General features: G+C 60.3%; 16 protein-coding genes and 1 tRNA gene. 9 read left to right on the top strand and 8 right to left on the bottom strand.

All coding sequences use genetic code 11. The features are described 5' to 3' along the window. Positions 1 to 32 precede the first annotated feature (32 nt). Entirely contained in the window at positions 33 to 1772 is a 1740-nt protein-coding gene (locus AB1462_RS12185; RefSeq protein ID WP_367246771.1) for a dipeptidase, read from the bottom strand. A gap of 147 nt (positions 1773 to 1919) precedes the next feature. Further along, positions 1920 to 2546, bottom strand: a complete 627-nt coding sequence (locus tag AB1462_RS12190) for an alanyl-tRNA editing protein (RefSeq protein ID WP_315338921.1) — start codon at positions 2544 to 2546, stop codon at positions 1920 to 1922. An 89-nt stretch (positions 2547 to 2635) separates the two neighbouring features. Between AB1462_RS12190 and AB1462_RS12195 the strand changes: the two genes are divergently transcribed. Next, a complete protein-coding gene (locus AB1462_RS12195) occupies positions 2636 to 3568 on the top strand; it encodes a LysR substrate-binding domain-containing protein (protein WP_367246772.1) in 933 nt (310 codons plus the stop codon). A gap of 69 nt (positions 3569 to 3637) precedes the next feature. On the opposite strand, the gene AB1462_RS12200 is transcribed toward AB1462_RS12195, so the two are convergent. Both AB1462_RS12200 and AB1462_RS12205 read right to left on the bottom strand, forming a co-directional pair. Then, complete coding sequence (locus tag AB1462_RS12200; protein ID WP_053128652.1) at positions 3638 to 4045, bottom strand: PA2817 family protein; 408 nt, start codon at positions 4043 to 4045, stop codon at positions 3638 to 3640. A gap of 187 nt (positions 4046 to 4232) precedes the next feature. After that, entirely contained in the window at positions 4233 to 6680 is a 2448-nt protein-coding gene (locus AB1462_RS12205; protein ID WP_259194576.1) for an acyl-CoA dehydrogenase, read from the bottom strand. 203 nt (positions 6681 to 6883) lie between these two features. Between AB1462_RS12205 and AB1462_RS12210 the strand changes: the two genes are divergently transcribed. The 4 genes from AB1462_RS12210 (at position 6884) to AB1462_RS12225 (ending at position 10060) form a co-directional block, all read left to right on the top strand. Then, complete coding sequence (locus tag AB1462_RS12210) at positions 6884 to 7543, top strand: transglutaminase family protein (protein ID WP_090399861.1); 660 nt, start codon at positions 6884 to 6886, stop codon at positions 7541 to 7543. Positions 7544 to 7599: 56 nt separating this feature from the next. After that, positions 7600 to 8217 carry a glutathione S-transferase family protein gene (locus tag AB1462_RS12215; protein WP_367246773.1) on the top strand — a complete coding sequence of 206 codons (618 nt, stop codon included), beginning with the start codon at positions 7600 to 7602 and terminating at the stop codon, positions 8215 to 8217. A gap of 134 nt (positions 8218 to 8351) precedes the next feature. Then, positions 8352 to 9284 (top strand): ABC transporter ATP-binding protein, encoded by a 933-nt coding sequence (locus AB1462_RS12220; RefSeq protein ID WP_090399856.1) that lies wholly within the window; start codon positions 8352 to 8354, stop codon positions 9282 to 9284. Beyond that, a complete protein-coding gene (locus AB1462_RS12225; protein ID WP_012723134.1) occupies positions 9281 to 10060 on the top strand; it encodes an ABC transporter permease in 780 nt (259 codons plus the stop codon). Before AB1462_RS12220 ends, AB1462_RS12225 begins: the two co-directional genes overlap by 4 nt. A gap of 126 nt (positions 10061 to 10186) precedes the next feature. Here the strand turns inward: AB1462_RS12225 and AB1462_RS12230 are convergent, their stop codons facing one another. Beyond that, positions 10187 to 10726, bottom strand: coding sequence for a TetR/AcrR family transcriptional regulator (locus AB1462_RS12230; RefSeq protein ID WP_090399852.1), 540 nt, complete (start codon positions 10724 to 10726; stop codon positions 10187 to 10189). A gap of 90 nt (positions 10727 to 10816) precedes the next feature. Here AB1462_RS12230 and AB1462_RS12235 point away from each other — a divergent pair, with 90 nt between their 5' ends. From AB1462_RS12235 to AB1462_RS12245, 3 genes are all read left to right on the top strand, one after another. Then, positions 10817 to 12016 carry an MFS transporter gene (locus tag AB1462_RS12235; protein WP_259194578.1) on the top strand — a complete coding sequence of 400 codons (1200 nt, stop codon included), beginning with the start codon at positions 10817 to 10819 and terminating at the stop codon, positions 12014 to 12016. An 88-nt stretch (positions 12017 to 12104) separates the two neighbouring features. After that, positions 12105 to 13253, top strand: coding sequence for a TDT family transporter (locus AB1462_RS12240; RefSeq protein WP_090399847.1), 1149 nt, complete (start codon positions 12105 to 12107; stop codon positions 13251 to 13253). A 57-nt stretch (positions 13254 to 13310) separates the two neighbouring features. Continuing rightward, the gene (locus AB1462_RS12245; RefSeq protein WP_315338916.1) at positions 13311 to 15185 is read left to right on the top strand and encodes an MFS transporter; all 1875 of its coding nucleotides are present in this window, start codon (positions 13311 to 13313) and stop codon (positions 15183 to 15185) included. Between the two features lie 116 nt (positions 15186 to 15301). On the opposite strand, the gene sugE is transcribed toward AB1462_RS12245, so the two are convergent. The 3 genes from sugE to rdgC all read right to left on the bottom strand — a co-directional run bounded on the left by sugE (position 15302) and on the right by rdgC (position 17717). Next, entirely contained in the window at positions 15302 to 15616 is a 315-nt protein-coding gene (gene sugE, locus AB1462_RS12250; protein WP_090399843.1) for a quaternary ammonium compound efflux SMR transporter SugE, read from the bottom strand. Positions 15617 to 15723: 107 nt separating this feature from the next. Next, positions 15724 to 16689 (bottom strand): bile acid:sodium symporter family protein, encoded by a 966-nt coding sequence (locus AB1462_RS12255; RefSeq protein WP_090399841.1) that lies wholly within the window; start codon positions 16687 to 16689, stop codon positions 15724 to 15726. Between the two features lie 107 nt (positions 16690 to 16796). Then, a complete protein-coding gene (rdgC, locus tag AB1462_RS12260) occupies positions 16797 to 17717 on the bottom strand; it encodes a recombination-associated protein RdgC (RefSeq protein WP_090399838.1) in 921 nt (306 codons plus the stop codon). A 159-nt stretch (positions 17718 to 17876) separates the two neighbouring features. On the opposite strand from rdgC, the gene AB1462_RS12265 reads away from it, so the two are divergent. Next, positions 17877 to 17952 (top strand) — tRNA-Val (locus tag AB1462_RS12265). Positions 17953 to 17970 lie beyond the last annotated feature (18 nt).

The raw sequence follows: 17970 nt of genomic DNA on the forward strand, positions 1-17970 counted from the left end.
TATTGCGGGCCTGTAGCGGGTTCGAACCTCTGTCAGAGCGTCGGCAACTGTCCGATACGGCCCATCATTTCGGTAACGATCTGCAGGTCCAGCAAGAACTGGTCAACCGTCTTGAACTCATTGTCGGTGTGCCCGGTGTATTTCACTTCCGGACGCGCCAGGCCGAATTGCACGCCATTGGGCAGCTCATGCACTGAGGTCGCGCCGGCGGATGTACCGAATTTGTGCTCCATGCCCAGGTTTTCACTGGCTACGGCCAGCAACGCCTTCACCCATTCACCTTCCGGGTTGCGGAACATCGGTTCGGCGACCGAGTAGGTGAAGTCCACCTTGACCTTGGTTTTTTTGTCCCAGGCGCTCAGCTTGTCGGCGATCTCGGCCTGGAGTTTCTCCGGCGACTTGCCCTTCGGCACACGCAGGTTCACCGCCAGCTTGAAGGCCTTGTCATCCAGCCCGACAAAGGTCAGCGAGGTGGTCAGCGGCCCCATGAATTCATCGGAGAAGCCCACGCCCAATTTGCCGCCCAGGTAATCCAGGCCCCAGTTGTCGGCGGCATACCGCGCAGCGTCGGTGATGTGGTTGTGCTTGAGGGCGATCTTACCGTCGACGCTGTGGATCAGATCCAGCATGCGCGCTACCGGGTTGATACCGGATTGCGGCTCGGAAGAGTGCGCCGACACACCGGTGACCGTCAGTTTGACGTTCTTACCGTCAACCTTGGCCGTGACGTCAAAATCGCCACCGTTGCGCTTGGCGTATTCGCTGCCGGCTTTTTGCAGGCTGGCTGCCAATTCGGCGGGCTTATCGCTGACAAGCGTGGCGACTGAGGCCGATGGAATCTGGTTGGTGGCCATGCCGCCGGTCATCGCGATGATTTCGGCGCCTTTGCCTTGCCCCTTGCGGCGCGGGAAGGTGGCCATGACAGTGCCATAACCTTTTTCGGCAATCACCACCGGGTAGCCACCATCCAGCGCCAGGTTGTACTGCGGCGTCGGGTTGCGTTCGAAGTAATAGGGGATCGCGTCGCCGGAGGTTTCTTCGGTGGTGTCCACCAGCAGTTTGAAGTTGCGTGCCAGCGGCAACTTTTCTTCCTTGATCACCTTCATGGCGTACATCGCCACCACGATGCCGTTTTTGTCATCCTCGGTGCCCCGGCCATACATGCGGTCGCCGATCAGCGTGACCTTGAACGGGTCGAGCTTGGTGCCATCCTTCAACACCCAGTTCTCCGGTGTCACCGGCACCACGTCGGCATGGGCGTGGATGCCCACCACTTCGTCGCCGCTGCCTTCCAGGGAAATTTCGTACACGCGGTTGTCGACGTTACGGAAGTTCAGGTTGAAGGTCTTGGCCAGGGCCTGGATCTTGTCGGCAATCCGGATGAACTCCGGGTTTTTGTACTGCGGCATGCCGTCCACGTTGAAGGTCGGGATTTCCACCAGTTCGCGCAGGGTGTCGAGGGCGGCCTTGCCGTATTTCACTCGGGTGTAAATACCTAGCAGGCGATGGATCTCGTTCTGCTGGTCGGCGGTCAGGGTTTTGTTATCGAGGAAGGCACCGATCGCCGGGCCTACGTCGTCGGCCTTGCCCATCTCTCCCTTGGCGAGTGTGCCGAGGAAACCCCGGAAATCAGTGACCGACGTTTCGCTGAAACTCTTCAGAATCGCCGTGCTTTGCTCTGGGGTGATGTTGGCAAAGGCCGGCGTGGTTATCACCGAAAGGCCGACCGCGAACAGGGTGGCAGCCGTTAAATGCTTGAGTCGAAAGTGCATGGCTAGGGGCATTCCTTTGCAAAGGGAAGTAGGAGATTTCTGATCAATATGTCAGAAATATTTCGACACACTACCACTGCCAAGGTGTGCCCGGGAGACCGCTGGGAGGCTTATCTAAAAACTCGATAGCACCCTCAACGCTGCGGTCTAGTCCAGGCTGTAACGCACCGACAACGCGCCCTTTTTCTCCGAAAGCGCCAGTATCGTTACCTGGCCCAACTCGCTCAGCGTTTGTACATGGGTGCCGCCACAAGCGTAGGAGGGCAGATCACCGAAGCCCACTTCGCGGGTGCCGTCTTCCAGGGTCATATGGCGCGGATAGTCGGCGGCGATCCATTGGTTGATTTGCTGTTGGATGATCTCGGCGTCCATGGCTTGTGCGGTTTCGCCACGGATAAACGTGATCTTGCCCTCACCTGGCCAGTGGTGCGCCTTGATCGGCATCCAGCCCAGGGTTTCGCCGGCATTGCCGATCAAATGCCCGGCGGAATGCAGGCGGGTGTGCAGGGCGCGGCGTGCTTCTTCGACCCGCGCGGTGATTGGGCCCGGTTCCACAGGTTGGTTGACATAGTGGACCACGCGATCAGTTTCCTGGGTGACTCGCAGCACCTGGCTATCGCCTAGCCAGCCAGTATCGAACGGCTGACCACCGCCTTGGGGATGGAAAATCGTCGACTGCAAAACGACCGCAAACTGGCCCTCGCAGGGGGTGCAGCTCAGCACTTCAAGCTCGGCAGTGAGGTGATCGTGGGTGAAAAACAGGCGCTCGGTCATTTTCTACATCCGCATCAGGGTTCTGTGGGCAGTATAAATAGTGCTTGGATGGGTGATAATCCGCTCAAATATCAATGGACCTGTGCGTCATGAGCATCAATCTTCCTTTGCCGCTACTGGGTGAAATGGCGATTTTCGTCAAGGTAGTAGAGACCGGGAGTTTCTCCGAAGCGGCGCGACAGTTGAGCGTTTCGCCGTCGGCGGTAAGCCGCAGTATTTCGCGTCTGGAAAAGGCCCTGGCTACCCGTTTGCTGCAACGCACTACGCGCAAATTGCGCCTGAGTGAAGGCGGTGAGGAGGTCTTCAAGCGCTGCCAGGAGATGGTCAATGCAGCGCGCTCCGTGATGGAGATCAGTGGCCAGTTCACCCACGACGCCGAGGGCCTGGTGCGAGTCAGTGTGCCCAAGGCGGTGGGGCGGTTTGTGGTGCACCCGCATATGCCGGAGTTTCTGCGGCGTTATCCCAAGGTGGATGTGCAGCTGATTCTTGAAGACCGGCATGTAGACCTGATCGACGACAATGTAGACCTGAGCATCCGCATCACCGACAGTCCGCCACCGGGGCTGGTCGGGCGACAGCTATTGCCCATCGAGCACTTGCTGTGCGCGACACCGCAGTACCTGGCCGAGCATGGCACGCCGAGTCATCCCCATGATTTGCTGGAGCACAGTTGTATCTACTTGGGGGAAACCCCGGGTGACTCGCGCTGGAAATTCCGTCACGGTGGCAAGGCGGTGACGGTCGGCGTGCGTGGACGTTATGCCGCGAACCACACCGGTGTACGGCTGGATGCGGTGTTGCAGCACGTGGGAATTGGCAGCTTGCCGTATTTCACTGCGCGGCATGCGTTGGAGGAGGGGCGGTTGGTACAGGTGTTGCCCGCGTGGGATTTTATTGCGTCCTACCACGGCGAGGCGTGGCTGTTGCATTCGCCCACGCGTTACCTGCCGCCGAAGCTGCGGGTGTTTATCGATTATCTGGTGGAGTGCATGGCGAGGGAGCCGACATTGCGCCGTCGATAGGCGCGCCGTCGAAAATGTGGGAGGAGGGCTTGCTCCCTCCCATATTCAGTTGTGCAGTGTCTCGAAAGATCAGTGTTTGCTTTGGTCTTGAGGCATGGCCAGCAGTTGCTTTTCCTGGTTCCAGTCGAACGGCTCCTCGTTCTGTTCGGCTTCAAAGCGACGCTCTTCCAAGGCCTGGTACAGATCCAGCTCTTCATCGGGCATGAAGTGCAGGCAATCGCCGCCGAAGAACCACAACAGGTCGCGGGGCACCAGATGGGCGATCTGCGGGTAGCGCAGGATGACCTGGCTCATCAGGTCCTGGCCCAGGTACTGGCTTTCGATCGGGTCGATCGGCAGCAGGGCGCGCAGTTCGTCGAAGCGCTCCAGAAACAGGGTGTGGCTTTCCTCGGGCACCTGTTCGGCTTCGCCGACGGCAACCAGGATGCTGCGCAGGTGGTCGAGCAAGACGAGATGATCGGCAACGACGTTGGACACGAGATAAGTCCTCTAAAGCAAAAACGGGCGCGAGAGTATATGCCTCGGTGCCCTGCCTCACAAATACGATTCGTTTTGACGAGTGGCTGTTGTTGTCAGGCAACGCAGCATGGCGACAACAGACGCCGTCAAAACGGATCAGTATTTGTGAGGCAGGGCTTTGCCCGTTTTTATATGACCGCTCAACTCAGCGGACTTTACCCTCAGTGTGTACCAGCTCTTCCTTGCTGAAATCATCCACATCGATCACCTTGCGCCGTGCCGCTTCGGCGTCACGCAGGGTTTGCGCTTCCGCCGGTTGCAGCACACCGGCATGCAGCGCGGCGTCGATGGCATGCTCGCCGGCAGTCGGTTTGACCTGGCCGCTTTTGAGCGCGGCATGCAGTTTTTTCTGCAGCGGGTGGCTGGCACCCAGCAGGTCGTAGGCATGTTGTAGCGCGCCCACCGGATCTTCTGCCGATTGCGGGCGGTAGCAGCCCGCGAGCAATTCTTCCAAGGTCGGGTCGCCTTTGGCGCGGCCAATCACCGCAGCTACTTCGGCGTCCAGCGCATCGGAAGGGCCGGTGTGGCGACGCCCGAACGGGAACACAATCACCCGCAGCAGGCAGCCCAGCACTTTATTCGGGAAGTTGCTCAGCAGTTCATCCAGCGCGCGCTCGGACTCGCCGAGGCTTTCTTCCATGGCCCAGGCGAACAGCGGTTCCAGATGATCCGGCGAATCCAGGTCGTGATAACGCTTCAGCGCCGCCGAGGCCAGGTACATGTGGCTGAGCACATCACCGAGGCGTGCCGACAGGCGTTCGCGGCGTTTCAACTCGCCGCCCAGCAGCATCATGCTCAGGTCGGCGAGCAGCGCGAACGCAGCAGCCTGCCGGTTCAATGCGCGGAAATAACCCTGGCTCAAACGGTTGCCCGGGGCCTTCTCGAAATGCCCAACGCCGAGGTTCAGCACCAGGGTGCTGGCGGCGTTGCTCACGGCAAAGCCGATGTGTTGCATCAGCAGCCCGTCAAATTCCTTTAGCGCTTGGTCATGGTCTTCGCGACCGGCCAACGCCATTTCCTTGAGCACGAACGGATGGCAGCGGATGGCACCCTGGCCGAAGATCATCAGGTTGCGCGAGAGGATATTCGCGCCTTCCACGGTGATGAAGATCGGCGCGCCCTGCCAGCTGCGGCCCAGGTAGTTGTTCGGGCCCATGATGATGCCCTTGCCGCCGTGCACGTCCATGGCGTGGCTGATGCACTCGCGGCCGCGTTCGGTCAGGTGGTACTTGAGGATCGCCGACAGCACCGAGGGTTTTTCGCCAAGGTCCACGGCGTTGGCGGTGAGCATACGCGCGCTGTCCATCAGCCAGGCGTTGCCGCCGATGCGGGCCAGGGCTTCCTGGATACCTTCGAACGCCGACAGCGGTACGTTGAACTGTTCGCGTACCTGGGCATATTGGCCGGTCACCAGGCTGGTGAACTTGGCCGCGCCGGTGCCCACGGCGGGCAGGGAGATCGAACGGCCGACCGACAGGCAGTTCATCAGCATCATCCAGCCTTTGCCGAGCATTTCCTGGCCGCCGATGAGGTACTCCAGGGGGATGAACACGTCCTTGCCGGAGTTCGGGCCGTTCATGAACGCGGCGCCGAGGGGCAGGTGGCGACGGCCGATTTCCACTCCAGGGGTGTCGGTAGGGATCAGCGCAAGGCTGATGCCCAGGTCTTCTTTTTCACCCAGCAGATGGTCCGGGTCGTGGGCCTTGAAGGCCAGGCCCAGCAGGGTCGCGACCGGGCCAAGGGTGATGTAGCGTTTTTCCCAGTTCAGGCGCAGGCCGAGGGTTTCCTTGCCTTCCCATTCGCCTTTGCAGATCACGCCGGTGTCAGGCATGGCGCCGGCATCGGAGCCGGCCAGCGGGCCGGTGAGGGCGAAGCATGGGATGTCATCGCCACGCGCTAGGCGCGGCAGGTAGTGGTTGCGTTGTTCGTCGGTGCCGTAATGCAGCAGCAGTTCGGCCGGGCCGAGGGAGTTGGGCACCATCACGGTGGAGGCCAGGTCGCCGCTGCGGGTGGCGAGTTTCATCGCGACCTGGGAGTGGGCATAAGCAGAGAAACCTTTGCCGCCATATTCCTTGGGAATGATCAGGGCGAAGAAACCGTGGGTCTTGATGTGGTCCCAAGCGGCTGGCGGCAGGTCCATGGCCTGGCCGATTTCCCAGTCGCTGACCATGGCGCAGAGTTCTTCGGTGGGGCCGTCGATAAATGCCTGTTCTTCTTCGGTCAGTTGGGCCTTGGGATAGGCCAGCAACTTGTCCCAGTCGGGGCGACCGCTGAACAGTTCGCCGTCCCACCAAACGGTGCCGGCGTCGATGGCATCGCGCTCGGTCTCGGACATCGGCGGCAGAACTTTCTGAAACCAGCTGAACAGCGGCTTGCTGAAGTATTGGCGGCGCAGGTCCGGCAACAGCAGGGGCGCGGCCACTACAGCGATCAACACCCAGAAAATCAACAGCAGCCAACCCGGTGCGTGGCTCCAGGCGCCCATCGCCAGCAGGTAAACGGCGACCACACCCAGGGCGGGCAGGGGGGCGACGCGGCGATGTGCAAGGTAGGCAATGCCGACCACCAGAACCAGTATCCACAACAACAGCATATTCAATCCTCCGTGAAACCAGGGGCGAAACCACCAGGGAGCTTAGTCGGCATCCGAACAAGCGGGGTGATCAGGGTGTTACAAGTTGTACTGGAAGTTATGTTGGGAGCGCCTCTCATCAGGCGCCGACATTTGGCCGATTCGTCGTTATCTCTAGGGCAGGCCTGTCGTTAAACTCCAGGCTTCCTTCGGAGATCAAGCTCATGGATACGTACCTGAGTCCCAGCCGCTTCATCGATAGTGACCACCCTGCGGTGGTGGAGTTCGCCGAAAAACATCGCGGCTCCAGCGCGAATTTACGTGACCAGGCGGTCAGTCTGTATTACGCCGTGCGTGAGGCGATTCGTTACAACCCCTACACCTTCAGCCGCGCCCCCGGCAGCCTGAGCGCCAGCTTTGCCCTGGCCGCCGGCGAAAGCTATTGCGTGCCCAAGGCCACCTTGCTCGCCGCCTGCGCCCGCCACTGCGGCATTCCGGCGCGCATCGGCCTGGCGGACGTGCGCAACCACCTGTCGACGCCGCGCCTGATTGCGTTGCTCAAGAGTGATGTGTTTGCCATGCATGGCTACACCGAGCTTTACCTGGACGGCCACTGGGTCAAGGCGACCCCGGCGTTCAACCGGCAACTGTGTGACGTCTTCGACGTACCGCCGCTGGACTTCGACGGAGTCAACGACAGCGTATTCCATGCATTCAACCGCCAGGGGCAGCGCTCGATGGAGTACGTGGTGGACCATGGCCAGTTCCCGGATGTGCCCGAGGATTTTTTCTTCGCGCATATCCAGGCCTGTTACCCGCACTTGTTCGGCGAGGACATGCCAACCCTGCTGGGCGATATTCAGAGCGATTTAAGCCGCGCGTGAACCGGCGTATGCTGCTGCGTTCATCCAGCCATGTTCATCAACAATAAGGCGCGGTCATGCTGAAGATCTGGGGTCGTAAAAATTCATCAAACGTCAGGAAAGCACTGTGGTGCGCCGAGGAACTCGGCCTGGACTATGAGGCAATTGATGCGGGCGGGGCTTTTGGTGTGGTCGACACGCCGCAATACCGGGCCTTGAACCCTAACGGCCGGGTGCCGATGATCGAGGACGGCGACTTTGTGTTGTGGGAGTCCAACACCATCGTGCGTTACCTCTGCGCCAAGCACGCGTCGGCGTTTTACCCGAGTGACCTGCAAGTGCGCGCCAGCGCTGAAAAATGGATGGACTGGACCACCTCGACTCTGGCCGAGCCGTTCAAGGCCGTGTTCTGGGGCGTTGTGCGCACCCCGGTGGAAAAGCAGAACTGGGACAGCATCAACGCCGGGCGTCAGGCCTGTATTGATGCACTGAGCACCGTGGACAGCGCATTGGCCGACCAGCCTTACCTGTCGGGCGACACCTTCGGCATTGGTGATATTCCCCTGGGCTGCTTTATCTACGCCTGGTTCGAGATGCCCATCGAACGCCCTTCTATGCCCCATCTGGAGGCCTGGTACCAGCGCCTGCAACAACGCCCGGCCTACCGCAAAGCGGTCATGACCGCGTTGACTTAATACTGACTATTAATACAGGTGACTGTACTTGTGCGGCGCGGGCAAGCACCATGCTTGTCATGCGCCGCCGTTGAACTACGTGCGCTGCGCCCTCATCTACTGTTTCTATTCCCTTCTTTGGTGCGTATTCCGATATGAGTTCCGCTCTGTCCATCCGGCAGCTAACCAAAACCTACGGCAACGGTTTCCAGGCCCTGAGTGGTATCGATCTGGACGTTGCCGAAGGTGACTTCTTCGCCTTGCTCGGTCCCAACGGCGCCGGCAAATCCACCACCATCGGTATTCTCTCCACCTTGGTCAACAAGACCAGCGGCACGGTGAATATCTTCGGCCACGACCTGGACAAATCCCCGGCGGCGCTCAAGCGTTCCATCGGCGTGGTGCCCCAGGAATTCAACTTCAACCAGTTCGAAAAGACCTTCGACATCGTCGTGACCCAGGCTGGCTACTACGGCATCCCGGCGAAAATCGCCAAGGAACGCGCCGAGCAGTACCTGACTCAACTGGGCCTGTGGGACAAGCGCGACGTGCCGTCCCGCTCGCTGTCCGGCGGCATGAAGCGTCGCCTGATGATTGCCCGTGCACTGGTGCATGAACCGCGCCTGTTGATCCTCGATGAACCCACCGCCGGCGTGGACATCGAACTGCGCCGTTCGATGTGGACCTTCCTCACCGAGCTGAACGAGAAGGGCATCACCATCATCCTCACCACTCATTACCTGGAAGAGGCTGAGCAGCTGTGCCGCAACATCGGCATCATCGACCACGGCACTATCGTCGAGAACACCAGCATGCGTAACCTGCTGGGCCAGTTGCATGTGGAGACCTTCCTGCTCGACTTGAAGAACAACCTGTCGGTGGCGCCGCAACTGCTTGGCTACCCCAGCCGCCTGGTGGACAGCCACACCCTGGAAGTCCAGGTGGATAAAGCCATGGGCATCACTGCGTTGTTCACCCAGTTGGCGACCCAGAACATCGAAGTGCTGAGCCTGCGCAATAAAACCAATCGCCTTGAGGAGTTGTTCGTGTCCCTGGTGGAGAAAAATCTGACGAAGGTGGCGGTATGAGTTCTGAACTTCAACCCAACCTCGTCGCGCTGCAGACCATCGTCTACCGCGAAGTGAAGCGCTTTACCCGGATCTGGCCGCAGACCCTGCTGCCGCCGGCGATCACCATGGTTTTGTACTTTGTGATCTTCGGTAACCTGATCGGCCGGCAGATCGGCGATATGGGTGGTTTCACCTACATGGAGTACATCGTGCCGGGCCTGATCATGATGTCGGTGATCACCAACTCCTACGGCAACGTGGTCTCCAGTTTCTTCGGCAGCAAGTTCCAGCGCTCCATCGAAGAGCTGATGGTCTCGCCGGTGTCGCCGCACACCATCCTGATCGGCTACACCCTGGGCGGCGTGCTGCGTGGCCTGATGGTGGGGGTGATCGTGACCCTGCTGTCGCTGTTCTTCACCCACCTGCAGGTGCATCACCTCGGGGTCACCATTCTGGTGGTGGTGCTGACGGCGACGATCTTCTCGCTGCTGGGGTTTATCAACGCCGTGTTCGCACGCAATTTCGATGATATTTCGATCATCCCGACCTTTGTGCTGACACCGCTGACCTACCTGGGCGGGGTGTTCTACTCCATCACCTTGCTGCCGCCGTTCTGGCAGACCGTGTCGCTGGCCAACCCGGTGCTGCACATGGTCAACGCCTTCCGCTACGGCATCCTGGGTGTGTCGGATATCAAGATCAGCGTGGCGATCACCTTCATGCTGGTGGCGACGGTGGTGTTGTATATCGGTTGCGCGAAGTTGCTGGTGAGCGGGCGCGGGATGCGTACCTGATAAACGCGGTCAAAAAATGTGGGAGGGGGCTTGCTCCCGATGGCGGTATGTCAGTCAGCTTATCTGTAGCTGACACATCGCAATCGGGAGCAAGCCCCCTCCCACATTTGGTTGTGTGTCAGGTCTTCAGGCCTTCAGCGCCAGCTCGATCAGCGTATGCAACTCCTCAACAGCCAACGGCTCCGACGAGAACAGAATACGAAACACCGTCGGCGCCGCGAGCAAGTTGATCAAGCGGTCCACGCTCGGCGGCGAGTCTTGAGGATAACGATCAACAATCGCCTGAAACTGCCCGCTCAAGATGCTCACGCAGTACCCCGGCGTCACCCTGCATTGCACATCGCGCATCATGTTGCGGCCCGGCTCCGAACTCATCTCATCCAGGTACTGCTCGGCCCACGCCCGCAAGTCGCCACGCAGGCTGCCGGTGTTGGCGGGCTCGCTGTCGGGGCGCATACGCGCCAGGGCTACATCCGCGAGCAGCACCGAGAGGTCGCCCCAACGCCGGTAGATGGTCGAGGGCGTGACGCCTGCGCGCGCGGCAATCATCGGCACCGTGACACTGGAGCGCTCATGGCTTTCCAGCAATTCACGCACGGCCGAATGGACCGATTCTTGTACCCGGGCACTGCGGCCCCCCGGGCGGAGGCCTTCTTTTATCGCCATGCCGCGACCTTAACACAAAGAATTTGCTTTAAGCGCTGGCGGGTAGCACACTCCGCAAAAGCAAAATATTAGCTTTAGCGGAGCGTGCCCATGTCCAGCCTCACTTCTCATCGTTCCAGCCTGGTGTTCCTGGCGGTCACTTTGCTGACGTTTCTCGCGGCTTCCAGTGCGCCGACACCGTTGTATCACCTGTATCAGGAGGGGCTGCATTTTTCGGCAGGCATGCTCACGCTGATCTTTGGCGTGTACGCCTTGAGCCTGTTGGCGGCGCTGTTGACCGTGGGCTCGCTGTCGGACCACCTGGGACGCAAGCCGGTGATTTTTACTGCGCTGGTCCTGAATATGCTGGCGATGTTGCTGTTTATCAATGAAGACAGCGTGGCCTGGCTGATCGCCGCGCGTACGGTGCAGGGGTTTGCCACCGGCATGGCCACGGCGGTGCTGGGTGCGGCATTGCTCGACACCGACCGCCAGCAGGGACCGCTGGTCAACAGTGTGGCGCCTTTGCTGGGCATGGCGTGCGGTGCGATGGGCAGCAGTGTGCTGGCGGAGTTCGCGCCGCTGCCGACGCAGTTGATCTACTGGACGCTGCTGGCGCTGATGCTGGTGCAGGCGCTGTATGTATGGCGCCTGCCGGAAACCGTTGATCGCATTCCCGGTGCACTGGCATCGCTGCGCCCCACGTTGCATGTGCCGCCCCAGGCGCGTCGAGCGTTGTGGCTGTCGCTGCCGGTGGACGTGGCGGTGTGGGCGATGGGGGGCTTTTACTTGTCCCTGGCGCCGTCGCTGGTGCGGGCGGCGACAGGTTCTACGTCGAACCTTATCGGCGGCGGCCTGGTGGCGGTGCTGACGGTGAGCGGGGCGCTGATGATCTTCACCCTGCGCAATCGCCCGGCCAGCAAGGTGCTGCGCCTCGGCGCGACGCTGTTGGCTGTGGGTGTGGCGCTGATCCTCACGGCGGTGCACAGCGCCACCCTGCCGCTGTTTTTTATCGCCACGTTGATTGCCGGCAGCGGCTTCGGCGCCGGCTTTCTCGGCGCGTTGCGCAGTGTGGTGCCGCTGGCCTTGCCCCATGAACGGGCAGGCTTGATGTCGGCATTCTATGTGCTGAGTTATTTGGCGTTTTGCTTGCCTTCGCTGCTGGCGGGCAACCTGATTCGCAGCTTTGGCCTGATCGCCACCACCGACGGTTACGGCGCAGTCCTCATTCTGCTGGCCCTCGGGGCGTTGGTCGCTTTGCTGCTGCAGGATTCGGCAAAGTCCAAGGCAGCCTGCATATCTACAAAGTAGATAACAGTTAGAGATATTACCCGTTATATAGATATTCGATCAGGTTCTACCATGGCCTCAACCTCATGCGAGGAAGAGGATTGCCATCATGACCTGCTCGACGACCATCAGCTACAGACCCTTCAGTCACCTGACCCGCCCTCGGGAAGTGATTCGCCAATTCACCCCCAACTGGTTCGCCGCGACCATGGGCACCGGCGTGCTGGCGTTGGCCCTGGCGCAATGGCCGGTCAACCTGCCAGGTTTGCATGCCATTGCCGAAGCGCTGTGGTGGTTCACCATTGGCTTGTTCATCCTGTTCAGTGGCTTGTATGCCGCGCGCTGGGTGATGTTTTTCCACGAGGCGCGGCGGATTTTCGGGCACTCCACGGTCTCGATGTTCTTCGGCACCATTCCCATGGGCCTGGCGACCATTCTCAATGGCCTGCTGCTGTTTGGCCTGCCGCGTTGGGGCGGCGACGTGATCCCGCTGGCCGAAGCCCTGTGGTGGCTGGATGTGGTGATGGCCCTGGCCTGCGGTGTGCTGATCCCGTTCATGATGTTCACCCGCCAGGAACACAGCATCGACCAGATGACGGCTGTCTGGTTGCTGCCGGTGGTGGCGGCCGAAGTCGCCGCAGCCAGCGGTGGCTTGCTCGCGCCGCACCTGGCGGATGTTCACTCGCAACTGGTAATGCTGGTGACCAGCTACGTGTTGTGGGCGTTTTCGCTGCCGGTGGCGTTCAGCATCCTGACCATCCTGATGTTGCGCATGGCCCTGCACAAACTGCCCCACGCCAATATGGCCGCGTCGAGCTGGCTGGCGCTGGGTCCGATCGGTACCGGTGCCCTGGGCATGTTGTTGCTGGGCGGCGATGCGCCAGCGATCTTTGCCGCCAACGGCTTGCCTGGCGTGGGTGAAATGGCCAATGGTCTCGGCCTGGTTGCAGGTATCACCCTGTGGGGCTTCGGCTTATGGTGGATGCTGATCGCGGTATTGATCACTCTGCGTTACCTGCGCGGCGGTATTCCGTTCAACCTGGGCTGGTGGGGCTTTACCTTCCCTTTGGGGGTGTACGCCCTGGCCACGCTGAAGCTGGCGAGCCTGCTGCACCTGGGCTTCTTCAGCGCATTCGGTAGCCTGCTGGTGGTGGCGTTGGCGCTGATGTGGCTGATCGTGGCCAAGCGCACTCTGCAGGGCGCCTATAAAGGAGAGCTTTTTGTTTCGCCATGCATTGCAGGACTAGGGAATAAGTAAGCGGAGTTAGGTAAAGTCGTGGCCTGATAACTATTAGGCCACGCAGGAACACGGACGATGAGCCACCCCTCACAATTCACCTTGCTGCGCACACGGCGCTTCCTGCCGTTTTTCATCACCCAGTTGCTGGGCGCTTTCAATGACAACATCTTCAAGCAATCGCTGATCCTGGCGATTCTCTACAAGCTCACCATCGACGGTGACCGTACTATTTGGGTCAACCTGTGCGCCTTGCTGTTTATCCTGCCGTTCTTCCTGTTCTCGGCGCTGGCCGGGCAGTTTGGCGAGAAATTCAACAAGGATGCGTTGATCCGCGCGATCAAGATTGGCGAGATCGTGATCATGGCCGTGGGTGCCACAGGCTTTCTGTTCAATCATTTGGAATTGATGCTGCTGGCGTTGTTTGCCATGGGCACCCACTCGGCGTTGTTCGGTCCGGTGAAGTACTCGATCATGCCCCAGGCCCTGCACGAAGATGAGCTGGTAGGTGGCAATGGCCTGGTGGAGATGGGCACGTTCCTGGCCATCCTCGCCGGCACCATTGGCGCCGGGATCATGATGTCGTCCACCGATTACGCGCCGATCGTGGCGGTGGCGATTGTCGGCGTGGCCGTGCTGGGTTACCTGGCCAGCCGCCACATTCCGCGGGCAGCGGCCTCTACGCCGCAACTGCGCCTGGACTGGAATATCTTCACCCAGTCGTGGGCCACGCTGCGCATGGGCCTGGGGCAGACGCCGGCGGTGTCGCGCTCGATTGTCGGTAACTCATGGTTCTGGTTTGTCGGCGCGATCTACCTGACGCAGATCCCGGCCTACGCCAAGGAGTGGTTGTACGGCGATGAAACCGTGGTCACCCTGATCCTCACCGTGTTCTCGGTGGGCATCGCCCTGGGCTCGATGCTCTGCGAAAAACTCTCGGGGCGTAAGGTGGAAATCGGCCTGGTGCCGTTTGGCTCCTTTGGCCTGACGGTGTTCGGCCTGCTGCTCTGGTGGCATTCCGGCGGCTTCCCGCAGAACGTTCAAGCGAATGATTGGCTCGCGGTGCTCAGCTATGGCCAAGCCTGGTGGGTGTTGTTCGATATCCTTGGCCTGGGGGTGTTCGGCGGCTTCTATATCGTGCCGCTGTACGCGCTGATCCAGTCGCGTACCGCCGAGAACGAGCGGGCGCGAGTGATCGCCGCCAACAACATCCTCAATGCGCTGTTCATGGTGGTGTCGGCGATCGTGTCGATCCTACTGCTGAGCGTGGCCAAGCTGTCGATCCCCGAGTTGTTCCTGGTGGTGTCGCTGCTCAACATCGCAGTCAACACCTACATCTTCAGGATCGTCCCCGAGTTCACCATGCGCTTCATGATCTGGCTGCTCAGCCATTCCATGTACCGGGTGGAGCATCGCAACCTCGACCTGATCCCGGACGAAGGCGCAGCGTTGCTGGTATGCAATCACGTGTCGTTTGTCGATGCGCTGTTGATTGGTGGCGCGGTGCGTCGGCCGATTCGCTTTGTCATGTACTACAAGATCTACCGCTTGCCAGTGCTGAACTTTATCTTCCGCACCGCCGGGACGATTCCGATTGCCGGGCGCAATGAAGATATCCAGATCTACGAAAAGGCCTTCACGCGCATTGCCCAGTACCTGAAGGACGGGGAGTTGGTGTGCATCTTCCCGGAAGGCAAGCTGACCAGTGATGGCGAGATGAACGAGTTCCGCGGTGGCGTGACACGCATTTTGGAAGAGACGCCGGTGCCGGTGATTCCGATGGCGCTGCAGGGGTTGTGGGGGAGTTTCTTCAGTCGCGATCCGAACAAGGGCTTCTTTCATCGAATCTGGTCACGGGTGGTGTTGGTGGCGGGTAAGCCGATTGCTGTGGAGGCGGCTACGCCTGCGCAGTTGCAGGCGGTGGTCGGTGTTTTGCGGGGGAGTGTCAGGTAGTTCTGTGCTGGGTGTACTGGCCTCATCGGGGGCAAGCCCCCTCCCACCTAGACCGCGTTCGTCAGAACAACTCGGTCAAATGTGGGAGGGGGCTTGCCCTCGATTGCGGTAGCGGCCTAAGCGCTGATCTTAAGACCAATAAGCCCGCAAATGATCAGCGCCACACTGGCCAACCGAAACAGCGCCATGGATTCCCCGAACAGGATAATCCCGGCAATCACGGTGCCCACCGCGCCCACGCCGGTCCAGATGGCATAGGCGGTGCCCAGGGGCAGTTCTTTCATGGCCAGCCCCAGCAGGCCGAGGCTGATGGCCATGGCGGCAACGGTCAGGACAGTGGGCAGCGGCCTGCTGAAACCGTCGGTGTATTTCAAGCCGACGGCCCAGCCGACTTCGAACAGGCCGGCAAAAAACAGAATGATCCAGGACATGATGACCTCGCTTTTTCAGGCGGGGTCGTCCCCGGATTGTGCGCCTCGATAGCGTCGCGAGGTCGTCCCCGCGAAGCTCGGTAGAGTGCCGAAAATTGATCATGCGATCAAGTTTGTGGCGTGTTCTCCAGTGCGCGGCGGTCTTCCTTCTCGCTCATGCGACGGAAATACGTCGACAGCAACGCCCCGGAAATATTGTGCCAGACACTGAACAACGCACTGGGCACTGCCGCCAACGGCGAGAAGTGCGCGCTGGCCAATGCGGCGCCGAGCCCGGAATTCTGCATGCCCACTTCCAGCGCCAACGACTTGCGTTGGGCCAGCGGCAGTTTGAACACACGGCCGGTGAAGTAGCCCAGCAGGTAACCGAAGCTGTTATGCAGCATCACCACGGCCATGATCAGCAGGCCCGATTCGGCAATTTTCGCCTGGCTGGCCGCCACTACTGCGGCGACGATGATCACAATGCTGACCACCGACACCAGTGGCAGCACGTCCACCGCGTGGCGGACCCGCTCGCCGAGCACGCGTTGTGCGACCACGCCGAGCACGATCGGCAGCAACACCACTTGCAGTATCGACCAGAACAACTCCATGAACGACACCGGCAACCAGGCCGATGCCAACAGCCAGATCAGCGCCGGGGTGAGCAGCGGGGCGAGGAGGGTGGTGACGGCGGCGATGGCCACCGACAGCGCCAGGTCGCCACGGGCCAGCCAGGTCATCACGTTGGAGGAGGTGCCGCTTGGGCAGCAACCGACCAGGATCACGCCGACGGCAATTTCCGGCGGCAGGTGAAAGGCCTGGCACAGCAGCCACGCCACCCCCGGCATGATCACGAAGTGTGCGACTACGCCCAGGGCCACGCGCCACGGGTGGCGAGCGACTTCGGCGAAGTCTTCAAGTTTGAGGGTCAGCCCCATGCCAAACATCACCAGGCCCAGCAGCGGGACGATCGCGCTTTTCAGGCCGATGAACCAGCTGGGTTCGAGGAACGCGACGACGGCGAAGATCAACACCCAGTAGGCGAAGGTATTGCCGACGAAGCGGCTCAAGGCGGCGAGTGCGCGCATGGGGGCGTCCTTTTTTGTTCGATTTTTGAATGGCTGATGCGATCAAATGTGGGAGGGGCAAGTCGAATCGTCGCACCGCCCCTCCCTCAATTTGATCTTCAAACGACTTAGATGCCTTGCGGGGTTTCTTCGCCGCCCAGGGCTTCGATCAACGCCGGCAGGAAGTCACCGAAGGTCAGCATCATCAGGGTAAAGCTGGCGTCCAGTTGGCCCAAGGCTTCTTCGCCACCGTCCTGTTCCGCCTGGTCTTGCAGCAGGTCTTCGAACTTCAGGCGCTTGACGGTCATCTTGTCGTCGAGCATGAAGGACAGCTTGTCCTGCCAGGCCAGGGACAATTGGGTAACGACTTTGCCGGTGGTCAGGTGCAACTGGATTTCTTCGCCAGTCAGGTCCTGGCGCTTGCAACGCACAATGCCGCCGTCTTCATGGGTGTCGCGCAGTTCGCATTCGTCGAGGACGAAGAAGTCATTGGCCGGTTTCTGGGTGGTGACCCAGTCGGTCATGATTGCAGTGGGCGCGGTTTTCACGGTGAGTGGGCGAACCGGCAGGGTGCCGATCACTTCACGCAGGGTGGAGAGCAAGTCTTCGGCGCGTTTCGGGCTGGCCGAGTTCACCAGGATCAGGCCCTGTTTCGGCGCGATGGCGGCAAAGGTCGACGAGCGGCGAATAAAGGCGCGCGGCAGGAAGGCCTGGATGATTTCATCCTTGATCTGGTCGCGTTCCTTTTTATAGACCTTGCGCATTTGCTCGGCTTCGATCTCTTCGACTTTCTCTTTCAGTGCGTCACGCACCACGCTACCTGGCAGGATGCGTTCTTCCTTGCGGGCGGCGATCAGCAGGAAGTCACCGCTGACGTGAACCAGGGGAGCGTCCTCGCCTTTACCGAAAGGCGCGACGAAACCGTAAGTGGTCAACTCCTGGCTTGCACAAGGGCGCGCCAGTTTGGTGGCCATTGCCGCTTCCAACGCCTCGGCATCAACAGGCAGATCTTGGGTCAGGCGATAGATAAGCAGGTTCTTGAACCACATGGGGTGAGTCTCTCCTTTATACAAAGGGGGGCATTATTCTCTTGATAGCGCCCCAGGCCAACCCTGCCTAAGCCATTGGAAGGCCTCAAAAAAAAGATTTAAGAAAGTGCTTGCCAGACCCAAGGTCGCTCCGTAGAATGCGCGCCACACCGAGACGAAGGGTGATTAGCTCAGCTGGGAGAGCATCTGCCTTACAAGCAGAGGGTCGGCGGTTCGATCCCGTCATCACCCACCATTCGCTTCAAGTGTTACG

Origin of the sequence: Pseudomonas sp. SB113, from assembly GCF_040754745.1 — a bacterium.
GTDB lineage: Bacteria > Pseudomonadota > Gammaproteobacteria > Pseudomonadales > Pseudomonadaceae > Aquipseudomonas > Aquipseudomonas grimontii.